The sequence below is a fragment of the Cupriavidus sp. SHE genome, assembly GCF_000812445.1.
GTDB classification, from domain to species: domain Bacteria; phylum Pseudomonadota; class Gammaproteobacteria; order Burkholderiales; family Burkholderiaceae; genus Cupriavidus; species Cupriavidus metallidurans.
The window spans coordinates 1-12100 of record NZ_JWMB01000058.1; the positions used below are offsets into that span (position 1 = coordinate 1).

The following is a 12100-nucleotide window of genomic DNA, read 5'->3' on the forward strand; positions in this document are numbered from 1 at the left end:
CCCAAAAAATCCCCCGCCATTAACATCTGCTCACGATCCCGTAACCCAATGTAATGGTTCCTCGTCCATGATGGAATCGAACAAGCGAGGCCAATCGTTGGCCGTCAAGGAGTCTGAAATGCGCAAGTCGATTCGTTATACCGGTATTGCCGTCCTGAGCGCCGCCATGCTGGTCGCGGGCTCGGCTTCGGCGCATGATCGTTACTATCGTGGCGGCTACCATGGTGGCGGCGGAAGTTCGGCAGGCGCGGCGCTGGCCGTGGCGGCCGTCGCGGGATTGGCGATTGGCGCGCTGGTGGCCAGCAGCCAGCCAGTGATGGCTGCGCCGGCCCCGGTCTACGCGCCGCCGCAGCCCGTGGCCTACGCAGCGCCGCAAGTACCCCCGGGCTACTGCTATCGCAGCTATGACGGCGCGTATGTGCCGTGCCGTGGCGCAGCTACGGTCAACTACGCACCGCAGCCGTACTACGGTTACTGATCCTGCATCGGGCTGGAGCCCTTGCGTGGGCTCCAGCCCTTCGCTCCACCAAATCTCACTTCAATCGCGGGCAGGGCGACGCACCACGCGCAGCTTGCCGCTGGTACCGCCGCCGCAGAAGAACTGCTCCTTCCCGTCAGACTCGAGCCCTGACACACCCACGCCGGGTGGCATGTCGATCTGTTCCAGCACTTCACCGGTTGCCGCGTCGATACGACGCAGCGCGCCCTGATCGCCCTCACCGGCGCCGTGCCAGAGCGTGCCGTCCACCCAGCTGACCCCCGTGACGAAACGGTCAGAGGTGATGGTGCGCAGGATGGCGCCGGTCTCCGGGTCAATCTGATGGATCTTGCGTTCGCGATACTCGCCGACCCACAGTGTGCCTTCGGCCCAGGCGAGCCCTGAGTCGCCACCGCCGCCGGGCGCTGGAATCGTGGCCAGCACGTGGCCCGTCACCGGGTCGATTTTCCGGATGCGGTCATCGCCGATCTGGAAGATATGCCGGCCATCGAATGCCGTGCCGGCGTGTGCCGCGACGTCGATTGTCTGCAGGGTCTTGCCGGTGGCCGGGTCGAGCGCGATCAGATTGTTGCCAACCGCCATCCAGACCTGCTTGCCGTCATAGGTCACGCCATTCACTTGCTCGACGCCAGGGAAGGGGCCGAATTCGCGGAGGATTGTTGCGTTGGTTCGTTTCATGATGGTTATCCGTTGAGCGGGATTTCATGCTAATCGCCTGGCAGCGGCACGTGGAGTAACAAGGTTGTCGTGAATCCTGGCATCGGCGCGGTGATCCAGCGCTGGGCGCGGCCGCGCCCGATCGACTGGACCTTGCCGGCGGCTGCCAGTGTTTCGAGCGCCCGTTGAATCGAGCGCTGGCTGGCGCCAAGTGCGAGCGCCAGCGAGGAACTTGACCAAGCCTCGCCGTCCGCAAGGCAGGCCAGCAGCATGGCATGCGCATCCTCGACCGGCTGCGCCAACACCGCGACTTCAGTCGCTTGACGTGGCGCCAATGCGAAGCCGCGCTTCGTTGCATGGATGCCGGACATCGGGCTTAGCACCGTACGCAATCGGCCGATTTCCACGCGCAGTCGCGCGCGCAGCGTTTCGTCGGCATGACGGGTGCGGAAGGCGTGCGCGATCAGCGTGTCGCGCGCGACGTCGTCGGGCCATGCCTCCGCCAGCGTGCGAGCCAGCGCGAACAGCACTGGACGCGACGCCAGCGAGACCACCGCGCCAGCCTCGCTCACGGCCAGGCGGCACGCGTCGACCACGAGCGTGGGAGACGCCAGCAGCGACGCCACCTCATCAAGCCTAATGGATCGGATGTCACCACGGGCGATCAGGCGGGCCGCCGGCGCATCGAGTTGCGCGGTGGCACTCTGGACCTCGGCGAGCAGCGCGGGGATGCCGGCATCCCGCGCGAAGACCTCGGCGCGGATCAATGCCAAGCGGGCCTCCTGCGTGCGCAGCCGCCGCATGGCAACACCGGTGACAACCAGTTCGTGGGCGACGCGCAATGCCGGTGGCAAGGTCGTGGGATCGATGGCGTCCAGCGCGAGTTCGGCTGCGTCGAGCTGTCCGGTCAGCAACTGACGGCGAAGCTCCAGATAGCGTGCGCATGCGGCGTTGGCGTGGTCGCCATGCGCTTCCAGCGTGACGCGCGCCGCGTCGAGCCATTTGGTCCGCCAGCCCAAGTCACGCGAGGCCAGTGCGACTTCCGCCTCGGCAACGATACATCGCGCCCGGGAGACCGCCTCCTTCGCGCCGAAGGCGCGTGCGGCGCTTCGTAGCAGTGCCTTGGCGCGGGCGAATTCGCCAAGCTGCGCCATGGCGATGCCGCGCAGCGCGAGTGCAGGGGGATCGTCGCGCAGGGCCACGCGATTGAGCGCGCCAAGCGGATCGCCGGCCGAAAGCGCCAACGCTGCGGCCGTGATCAGCGAGTCCATCCGAATCCCGACATATTTGTCACTCCCGCAGTGGCGATGGAGGCGCCTAATCTAGCACAGGGATACCTACTGCATTGGAGGGAGCGACGATGACCACACATTCCACCGGGACGCGCGAACAATGGCTGGCCGCACGGCTCGATCTGCTCAAGGCGGAGAAAGAACTGACGCGCCGCAGCGACGAACTGGCGCGCCAGCGTCAGGCACTGCCATGGGTGCGCGTGGACAAGGCATACCGGTTCGATACCGAGCAGGGCAGCGCATCGCTGGCGGACCTGTTCCGGGGGCGATCGCAACTGCTGGTCTACCACTTCATGTTCGGCCCCGACTACAGGGCCGGGTGCCCATCCTGCTCGTCGATTGCCGATAGCTTCAACGGCTTTGCGATCCACCTGGCCAATCACGACGTGATGCTCTGGGCGGCTTCGCGCGCGCCGCTCGACAAGCTGCTGGCATACCGGCGCCGGATGGGCTGGACGTTTCCCTGGGCGTCATCGTCCAGCAGCGATTTCAACTTCGACTTCAATGTCTCGATGACCGAGGCGCAGCAGCGTGCCGGCGATGCCGAATACAACTACGAGCGCGGGCGGCGCAAGCTGGACGCAGCCCAGCCGCCCGAACCGCTCAAGACGTTCGCAGCGACCTGCGGCACGGACGCCGCCACGTTCTCGCGAGACTTGCCAGGCCTGAGCGCGTTCGTGATCGAGGACGACGTCATCTATCACACCTACTCGACGTACGCGCGAGGGCTGGATGGCTTGTGGGGGATGTACCAGTGGCTCGACCGTGCGCCGAGAGGGCGCAACGAGGCGGGGGCATGGTGGAAGCGGCACGACGAATACGCGGATCCGGCACCGGCGTGATCGTCAGATGGTCAGATGGTCTGATGTCACGTCACGGCGTGATATGTCGTGCCGATCGCACCTGGGCCTTGTTACGAATGGTTGCAATGAACCGGGCCCTTCTCGTTTGCGGGCCCGGCCGTGCGAATGACGACGTGCGACTGACGGCGATCCGGATCGACTAGAAGCTGAAGTCGATGCCCGATTGATTGCCCGAAGAGACATTCACCGCGGTGTTCTGCGTGACGCCCGCCGCGGAGGTTGCCTGAATCGAGTACTTGCCTGCCACGGCGGTGATGCTCTGCAGTGTGATCGGCAGAGGGGTGCCATACGTGCCCACCAGCGGGGCCGCCGCAGGGAGTGCCAGCGAGTAGGCGCCGGTGTCCAGGTTCGCGTTGGTGGAGGTGATCTCGTAGGATGCCGAGCCGATGGTCTGCAAGGCACGCAGCGACGCCTGCGCGGCCGGGGTGGCCGTGCCGGCAGCCGTGCTGGTGGCCGAAGTCGGTAGCGTGAACGGTGCGCCGGCGGTGGAGATCGTCGTGGTCTGCGTGGCCGTCACCGGCACCGAGCGGATGATGCCCGTGGCGTGGCCCGTGGGGACCTGGTTATCCACGATCACCACGTCGTAGGTGCCATTGGTCGAACTCTGCACCAGCGGCGACAGCACGAATTGCCCATTGCCGTCGGCCACCGTGCCGCGCACGACTTGCCCGTTCTGTTCCGCGAAGACCTGCGCGCCGGCCTGCGCCGTCGCGACGTTACCCGTGATCGATCCGCTGACGACCATCGGAATCGCGGTGACCACCGGCTTGAGACTGAACGTGCCATTGCCGCGCTGGACGATCGATTTGCACGCGTTGAAGTCGAGCACCAGGTCCACCAGCGTGTTCGGCTGCACGGTGAACGGCTGGATGATCTTGAACCCGCTTTGCGTGGCGCTTGGCGTGTCCAGCGGCTGCTCGGTGGTGGTGCCGGTAACTACCACGGAGTTGGCGGGCGTGTTGCCCTGGTTGGCTGCCAGCACCAGTCGAATCTGCTGGTACTGACCCGCGGGAAGCGGGGCGCGGCCAAGGTCGGCCAGCACGCCATTGGTCAGCGTGAGCAGGTCGATCTTCTGGGGGGAGGCCATCGCGATGTCGGTCCAGCCGGCATCGTTGTCACCGGCGGAACTGCTGGTGTTCACCCGGACCTTGTTGACCGTGACAAAAACATGGTCGAAGCCACAGGAGGGGGCATCGGTCATCGAGACCTGCAAGGTACCGTTGCCGGTGGTACCGCCGCTGCTACTGCCGCCATCTCCGCCACCGCCGCAAGCGGTCAGCATCGAGACGAACGGTACGGCAATCAGTGCTGCGCGGGCGACTGTTTTCATGGTGGCTCTCCTCCGGGCTTGTTGCCCGAATCTTAGGCTCGGCGGTAGATTGACCGAGTCCAGGGATTGCAACCATTCGTAACAGCCGCCGCGCCTCGACAAGGCTACTTCTTGTCGACCTCGCCGTACCAGTAGATACGCTTGCGCTTGCCAAGGCCGGTGGGCTTCACTTTCTGCACGCCGAGCCCCGATTTCGCATCGCCGCCACCGGTGGCGGTCTGATTGCCGCCGCCCAGCAGCACTGGCGTGACGACGGAGTTGCCGCCCGTGCTGACTGTGATCAGGCCAAACACCGAGGAAGGCGGGAAGCCGCCGCCGTCCAGCACGATGTAGCGGTTCGTGTTCTGGCCGATGCTGGTCAGGAAGTTGTAGGAATAGCTACGCGCGGTGCCAAGGTTCGGATAGCAAGCGCCGGCGACCGGCACGGAAGGCGTGTTGGTGCCCACGTTCGTATAGCCCGCGACGGTCAGCGGTGCGTTCACCGCCTTTTCGCCTGGGTTGACCAGCGTGATGAAGAAGCCCGATTTGCTGCCATCGTAGGTCGTGGCCGTGGCATCGAACAGGTTGCTTTCCGTGATCGGGCTCCACGACGTCGACATGCCAGTGGTGTTGGTGTCCTTCAGCATGTAGAGGCGGTTGACCACGTTGTATGCGGTGCCGGGTGCGGTGGACGCCGAGTAAAGCGGATGCTCGCGGTCGCCGGAGCCAAGCGAGATCGCATCGTATCCATTCGTCGAGACGACATCAGGCGGATAGAAGAACTTGCGAGCATCGTTCGTACCTGCGCCGCCCCCCAGGGCCGCAAGCTTCGTGACCGTCCAGGCGGTGGGCGCATTGCTGGCTGCGGTTTCGAAATCGGCGCGCCAGACATTGCCGCCTACATCGCCCACGTACACGCGCTCTACATAGCCATCGCCGTTGCGATCGAGCGGCGTGACGTCGGAAGGAATCGCGCGGGTCATGCCGGATACGGCCAGGCATGGCGTTGTGACGCCAGCACAGGACGGCTGCGCGGACCAGACGATATTGCCCTTGTAGGCGTCGACCATGATCAGGCCGCGCCCCATCGTATCGACGCCCGGGGACGGGTCGCTATCCTCGGCTGGGTCGTAGCCCGCGCCCATGACGATGACGGGGTTCGCATAGCCGCGCACGCGCATCACCTTGGGCTGCGACCAGGTCTGGCCCATCTCGGCGAGGTCAGTGTTGCTAAGCCGCCAGACAAACTGCGGGTTGGTCGGATCGGTCACGTCGAGTGCGTAGATCAGGCTGCCGCCACGTCGCGCGGTCAGGAAGATCATGACGTGCGGGTTGCTTGGATCGCGGAGATCCTGCATGACCGTCGTACTGCCATCGAAGAAGTAGTCCCGCGGCAGCGGCGTCGGCGTGATGCCAGCCGGCGTGGTGGAGAGCTTGATTTCCGGCGTGTTCTGGTAGAGACGATTGAGCTTGCCGAAGAACTCGGGCGCGATGAAGCCCCAGATTTCGCCGCCGGCACGCGTGGCGCCAATGCCCTGCGTGCGGTTGCCGTTGACGGCGTGGAAGACGCCGTCGTTCGTGCCGTAGTAGACCACGACACCAATGGAGCCGCCATAGTTGACTACAGCGGGGCGCGAGTGCAGCACGTCGGCGTGGATCGACGAGCGGACGGTTACCGGTGCCCCCGGGCCGAGTTCCGCTTCCGCGCCTGCCATGGTCGTGGTTGTGGTGGTCGTGGTACCCGAACCGCTGCTGCCGTTGTTCTTGCCATTCCCGTTGCCATTTCCGCTGCCGGAACTTCCGGTGCTGCCGCTCGTGCTGGTGCTGGCCGGAGTCATGTCCTGGCCGCGCACCCAGGCAATCAGGTTGGGCACCTCGGTGGACGGGAGGGCCTGGATCACGTTTGTGTTGGTGGTATCCGTCGTGGCGTTGACGTTAAGGGCTGCCAGCCCATTCGTGCCAATCAACCACTTGTTGTTGGCATCGAAGCTCGTCAAGGCGCTAACGCCACCTGACGTGGAACACGTGCCCACGCCATTGCATGTCAGCAGCCTGCGGGGGGTCTGATCGCCCAGCCATTGCGCGCGCATCATTTCCGCCACGCCGCCTTTTTCCACGATTTCGCCGTCTGGCGAATCGAACTGCCAGCCAGTTCCAGACGGACTGTTCTGCCAGAAACCACCGGACGGCCAGGTCGTCATGTTGGGGCCGTATCCGGCACTGGAATAGGACTGGGGTGGCTCCGCCGTCCAGAAGCTGACGGAGTTGGGCGAGATGAAGCCGGTCTGGGCATTGCTGATGGCGCTGGCACCCTTGGCATCCTGCAAGACCAGGTTGCCGTTGGTGTCATAGCCCACCTGATACTGCTTCAGGTTCCCCATCCAGCGCGGTGCGGCGGTGGCGTCGGGGCGGAACATCCCGACGTAGACCTGGTTCAGGAACTGGCCCTGCGCATTGACCGAAGCCGGAAGACTGACCGAGGCGAACACGCTGTTGACCGCCTGCACTTCGTTGAAGATGGCCATCAGGGCGTCGGCGAGCCCGTTCGGGTCCCCGAGCTTGACTTCCGAGTACTTGCCCCCGCCGTTGCTGGCCATGCTCTTGGTCAGTTGCAGGTAGTCGGGGTTGTTCCCGTCGGTCACGCCGATCGTATAGGTGACGATGTTCTGATGGTCGGTGGAGCTGGCAGACAGATTGGTCTGGTAGTTGAACCGGGCCCACTCGTCAGCCCAGTTGGCCTGGTACTTGTTGGTGGCCGATGGCAGCACGATCTGCTGCAGTTGCGCGGTGCTCGCCTTGGCCTGGTTCGTCAGGCTGTCGATGGCATTCTGTCCGGTGTCACCGGGTTTGCCGTTGTTGACCGCGTTGGCGATGTAGATGACGAAGTTGCGCTGGCATGGGTTGTCGATCGGCGACTTATAGGTGATGCCGGACAGGCCCTGCTTGCCGGCATAGTAGGCCCAGGCTTCCTGCATCGCCCCCGCGACCTGCGAGTTGCCGGAGCCGTCGTTAGTCCGGTCGATCGTCTTGACGTAAGTGAGGAAGTTGTTGACGCCGGTGGTGTCCATCAGCGGCAGCTTGTACGGCGCCGTGGACGGGAACTTCATGATGCCGCCGAAGTTCTTGCTGTCGCCGAACATCATGATGCCGAGGTTGATGTTGCCGAGCAGCGTTGGGCTTTTCAGAATCGAGTTGACGGCGTTGTACAGCGCGCACTGCTCGGCACCCGCGTCGGTGTTCGCGTTATTGCTCGACACCACGCCTGACGTGGAACACGTGAAATTCGCCGAGGCGTTCCAGGCCGACGCATTGTCGAGCACGATCAGAACGTTGGGCTTGCCTGCCTCCGGCTGGAGACCCGTGTACAGGTCGATGTCCTCGGCCGAAGCCGGCAGCGAGACGGCCATCGCGAGGCAGCCGGCGAGCGCGAGATGAGGGGCGAGTTTGCGCATGAGCGGTTCCTGGAGCGGCGAATTAAAAGACAGCTGCGTTGTTGATCAGGGACAGGCGGTACCGAAGGGCACTCGTACCCCGATGCCCTGATGGAGCGTTGCATTGGCGTTCGTCGCGCCTGCGTCGCTCACGGTGGCGCTGACATCCCATTGCGTGGTGTTGCAGAGCGAGTTGCCTCCGCTACCGCCGGTGGCATCGATGATGCCGGTGTTGTTGTTACCGTTGCCGACGAAGCACGCCACGTCGTCGGGATTGGTGACGTCGAGTTGCGTGTTCGTGATCGTGGTGCTCGATTGGCAAACCGGCGTCGCCACTTGCGCGGTGTAGTCCGCCTTGCCATCGCCATTCACATCCACGGGGACGGTGGTGGCGACCGGCGCGGACGTGAAGTCCTGGCTGATGACCTGCTCGATGCCTTGCTGCGCCGCGCTGACCGCTTCGACGTTGTGCTGCTGGTTGGCCGTCACCTTGGTATTGACGATGCCGGTGCTTACCAGGGAGATGACCAGCAGCAGGAAGATCACGACAAAGATCATCGTGATCAGGAGCGTTGCGCCGGATTGTCGGCGTCGTGTCCGGTGCATCTTCATTCCCTGTTCCCCGCGACGTTGATCAGGCGGGCCGTCTGTGCGTAGATGTGACGCTTGTAGCTGTCGTTGAAAGGGCCAGCCGCTTGCGCGCGACCGAGGTCGTAGGTACGTGTGTCCGTCCAGCCGTTCGTCGTGCGCGAGGTGCGGGCCAGCACGCCGATCCGGACGGCGGTCACGTTCTTCCAGTTGGTCAGTGGCGTGCTCCAGTCGTAAGTCGTCACTGTCGTGCACTGCGCGGCATTGTTGCTACCGGGGTCTGCCACGTAGCAGTCGGGCGAGCCGTTGTTATCCAGATCGACCCCGTAGATCAGATGCATGTCCTGGATGCCGACGGCCACCGACTGGATCTGGAATGCGCCGTTGTTTAGCTCTGCCATCTTCAGCGTCGGCACGCCGTCGCCGCTGCCGCTGCACTGGTCGCATCCGGCGAGGTAATAGATGCGGACCGTCGCCTGGCGCAGCTCAGACGGCACGGTGTTGTCACAGGTCTTGGTGCGCAAGGTGAACTGCGCGGCGCTGGCGCCGAAGACCATCTGCGACGTGTCGCTAGCGCAATAGGACGCTTGCAGGTACGGCGTGCCAGCTACCGCGGCGCTGACTGGCGTGGTCGACACGCGCCGAACCACCAGGATCTCGGAGCTTGCCAGCAGATTCGACAGGCACGGCGCGACGGTGCCGGGCGCGAAGCCCTGCACGCCAAGCGGCATCGTGACAGGTGACCCCGAGAAGCCGAGCGCGCTGGGATCGGTGGCGCAGACGTCGGGGCTCGAGGCCAGCGCCTTGGTGGAGAGGTTGGTCGGGCCGAAGAAGCCTGCAAGCTCGAGCTCGCGGGTCATCGTGTCGAGCACGTAACGGCCGTTTTCCATTTGATCGGCGCTGTTGGCGAATTCGTTGCGCGTCGTGCTGGTATTGAGAAAGAGCGCCGAAAGCGCGGTCAGGATGATCAAGGTGAGCGTGATGGCCACCATCAGCTCGACCAGCGAGAAACCGCGTTGCCGGCCCCTCAGGTGCAGCGCGGCTGCATGGTGCGCCCGCGTCATGACAGGACTCCGATGCGGACCGTTACGCTGATGGCGCGGCGGTTCGCGTCGTTGCCGAACGAGCCCGCACCGCATGGCAACGAGGAGGTCACGGTTTGCGCCAGCCCCTGCCATGCCACCGTGACGCGGTAGATCTGGTTGGTGGCATCGATCGATTCGATACATCCAAGCGCGCCGATCATGGCGCCGACCGCCGTGCCGCTGCTGCTGCTCTCGGCGCTACCCTGCAGCGCGGTGTTCCATGCGGCGAGATCGGCCGTGGCCGTGCCCAACTGGGCATTGCTCACGCCCGTGCACACCGGTGGCGCGACTGTGGCGTTACCCATCACGGTCATGGTGCTGCCGCTGGCATAGCAGGGGGCAGCCTGGCGGTTGGCGTTGATGCGCGCCACCATGTCTTTCAGCAGCGTGAGTGCCTGCGCGCGCTGGTAGGACTCCATCTCGCTCTGTCCCGAGCGCGCGATCAGCCCGGCTGTGCCGAGCAGCGCGATCAGCAGGATCACGACGGAGACCAGCACCTCGATCATGGTGGCGCCACGCTGCGGTGCCAGCCCGATTCCCGGGCGCTGGCGGCGCGGCCTTTGTGTGCGGTGCATGCGATTCATCATGTGCAAGTTCCGTTCACGGTGGTCACGCGCCCGGTGCCGCCCAACTGGACGCAGAGAGTCGTGGCGCTGGTCGCATTGGTGGATGGCGCTACCTGGAATGTCTGGGTGCCAGCAATGGGGCGGCCATCATTGCCGATGGCCAGCGAGCTTCCGCTGCTTGCGGTAATGGTGATGCCGTCGTACGGGCCATAGCCGCGAATCCGGGCGGTGCCGGCTGCCACGGCCCAGCCACCGGTCCATGACCCGCCGGTGCCGGATGCCGTCATCGTCGTGGTGGCACTGCGATTGACGGCTTCGCTGCGCGTCAGGGTCAAGGCGGAGGCCAGATCGGCCGCGGCGTTACGGGTGCGTTGCGACGAGATCAACTGGCTCATGGCCGGCGCGGCCATGGAGACGACGATCACCAGCACGATGACGGTGACCATCAGCTCGATCAACGTGAAGCCGGCCGCGCGCTGCGTCGCCGGCAAGGTTGGCGAGAGGTTCGGCATGGCCTATTTCCAGCAGGAGGTGGGTGCCACGCCGGCGGCCGTCTTGTCGCCGGTATTGTTCAGCGTCAGCACGCCGCAGTCCGTGTCCAGGGCAAGCTGGGTATTGATGGGGGTCGCGGTGAAAACGTAGGCCGGAGGCGCGGCCGTCACGGTGAGTGTGACCTGATAGTTGGGCGCGATCGAACCAGGCAAGGCAGCGAGGCCAAGCGCGGAAAGGGTCGTGGCGTAGGCGCGATTGTCGACCAGGTAGCGTTCCTGCAGGCTCGCGGCCTCGAGGACGAATGCCTCGGCCGCGGCGCGGTTGCCCCTGACGACGTAACGTTGGTAGCTGGGAAACGCGATGGCGGCGAGGATGCCGATAATGGCGACCGTGATCATGACTTCGATCAGCGTGAAGCCACGCGACGACCCGCGCGTGCGCGCGTCCTCCCCAGTGAACCCGATATCCCGAAACAGTCCGCGCGTACGCACGTGACCATGTTGCACCGTGGGGCAGGGTTGTCCCATGTGTGCTCCTTTTTCTTTATATGTTCGGCTGACCCGGTGCCGATTAATTTCTGTCGGCGAGTGTATGACTCGTCATGGGAAGGGTCAACCCGTTTCTAGGACTCTTCCTATGTCTGTGGTGGAAATGCCATCGACAGCGCGGACCGTGGCCGCCCGAAGCATCAAACGAGTCTTAAGTCCACATTAAGACGGACACCGCGAATCCATCGATCCGTATCTCCGCTACCCTGATTGAGGTATTGGCGTACCGCTTTTCATCGATGTGGATGCAAGCCGCATCGGCTACAATCCACCGTCATGACACGTGCGACCGCGAGCATCCCGCTCCGGGGCGCGCTGCTGCTGATCATCGTATTGGCGCAGTTGCTGACCCCGCTTCTGCACGGCCATATCGGTACTCCCAACCAGACTGGCCTGCACGTGCATACGTCGCCGTCCAGATCATTCGATTCTCATTCGCGTTTCGCGGGTTTGAGCGGGCATGGCGACCACCATCACCACGCCTTTGCCTCCCATCGCGAGCCCTTCGAGGTCGATGTCGAAACCGCCATCGGGCCGCTTTCCTTTTCCCTGTTGCTCCAGGCTGCTGCCGTGCTTGGCGCGTCTGTCCTGACGTTTGTCCTGCTGGCCGCGCTCGCGGTCTATATCACGCCGCGCCGTGCCTGGCGGCCAGCATCACCGCGCGGCCGATGGTCCAGTCGCGTTGGATGGCCACCACCAGCCCAAGCTCCCCCCATCTTCTCCTGATGTCACCGGCCGGCAGCCCGCCGGCATGTTCGCGCGCGCCCTGA

At 64.5% G+C, this 12100-nt stretch carries 12 protein-coding genes; 3 read left to right on the forward strand and 9 right to left on the reverse strand.

Going from position 1 to position 12100, the window contains the following annotated elements:
- Positions 1 to 118 precede the first annotated feature (118 nt).
- Complete coding sequence (locus tag RN01_RS26520; RefSeq protein ID WP_017511376.1) at positions 119 to 478, forward strand: hypothetical protein; 360 nt, start codon at positions 119 to 121, stop codon at positions 476 to 478.
- 60 nt (positions 479 to 538) lie between these two features.
- On the opposite strand, the gene RN01_RS26525 is transcribed toward RN01_RS26520, so the two are convergent.
- Together RN01_RS26525 and RN01_RS26530 are read right to left on the reverse strand one after the other, a co-directional pair.
- Positions 539 to 1177 carry a PQQ-binding-like beta-propeller repeat protein gene (locus RN01_RS26525; RefSeq protein WP_017511377.1) on the reverse strand — a complete coding sequence of 213 codons (639 nt, stop codon included), beginning with the start codon at positions 1175 to 1177 and terminating at the stop codon, positions 539 to 541.
- A gap of 29 nt (positions 1178 to 1206) precedes the next feature.
- Positions 1207 to 2427: a hypothetical protein gene (locus RN01_RS26530; protein ID WP_017511378.1), complete on the reverse strand. Its 1221-nt coding sequence runs from the start codon at positions 2425 to 2427 to the stop codon at positions 1207 to 1209.
- 89 nt (positions 2428 to 2516) lie between these two features.
- Here RN01_RS26530 and RN01_RS26535 point away from each other — a divergent pair, with 89 nt between their 5' ends.
- Positions 2517 to 3290, forward strand: a complete 774-nt coding sequence (locus RN01_RS26535; protein ID WP_017511379.1) for a DUF899 domain-containing protein — start codon at positions 2517 to 2519, stop codon at positions 3288 to 3290.
- A gap of 160 nt (positions 3291 to 3450) precedes the next feature.
- On the opposite strand, the gene RN01_RS26540 is transcribed toward RN01_RS26535, so the two are convergent.
- From RN01_RS26540 to RN01_RS26570, 7 genes are all read right to left on the reverse strand, one after another.
- Positions 3451 to 4641, reverse strand: coding sequence for a DUF4382 domain-containing protein (locus RN01_RS26540; protein ID WP_017511380.1), 1191 nt, complete (start codon positions 4639 to 4641; stop codon positions 3451 to 3453).
- Between the two features lie 104 nt (positions 4642 to 4745).
- Positions 4746 to 8072: a pilus assembly protein gene (locus RN01_RS26545; RefSeq protein WP_017511381.1), complete on the reverse strand. Its 3327-nt coding sequence runs from the start codon at positions 8070 to 8072 to the stop codon at positions 4746 to 4748.
- Positions 8073 to 8117: 45 nt separating this feature from the next.
- Positions 8118 to 8657 carry a PilX N-terminal domain-containing pilus assembly protein gene (locus RN01_RS26550; protein WP_024570751.1) on the reverse strand — a complete coding sequence of 180 codons (540 nt, stop codon included), beginning with the start codon at positions 8655 to 8657 and terminating at the stop codon, positions 8118 to 8120.
- A 2-nt stretch (positions 8658 to 8659) separates the two neighbouring features.
- Entirely contained in the window at positions 8660 to 9703 is a 1044-nt protein-coding gene (locus RN01_RS26555) for a PilW family protein (RefSeq protein WP_017511383.1), read from the reverse strand.
- A complete protein-coding gene (gene pilV, locus RN01_RS26560) occupies positions 9700 to 10311 on the reverse strand; it encodes a type IV pilus modification protein PilV (protein WP_017511384.1) in 612 nt (203 codons plus the stop codon). The genes RN01_RS26555 and pilV overlap by 4 nt, the downstream gene beginning before the upstream one ends.
- Complete coding sequence (locus RN01_RS26565) at positions 10308 to 10802, reverse strand: Tfp pilus assembly protein FimT/FimU (RefSeq protein WP_017511385.1); 495 nt, start codon at positions 10800 to 10802, stop codon at positions 10308 to 10310. The genes pilV and RN01_RS26565 overlap by 4 nt, the downstream gene beginning before the upstream one ends.
- A 3-nt stretch (positions 10803 to 10805) precedes the next feature.
- The gene (locus tag RN01_RS26570) at positions 10806 to 11309 is read right to left on the reverse strand and encodes a type IV pilin protein (protein WP_008644018.1); all 504 of its coding nucleotides are present in this window, start codon (positions 11307 to 11309) and stop codon (positions 10806 to 10808) included.
- Between the two features lie 297 nt (positions 11310 to 11606).
- On the opposite strand from RN01_RS26570, the gene RN01_RS26575 reads away from it, so the two are divergent.
- Positions 11607 to 12056, forward strand: coding sequence for a hypothetical protein (locus RN01_RS26575; RefSeq protein ID WP_017511386.1), 450 nt, complete (start codon positions 11607 to 11609; stop codon positions 12054 to 12056).
- The last annotated feature ends 44 nt before the right edge of the window (positions 12057 to 12100 follow it).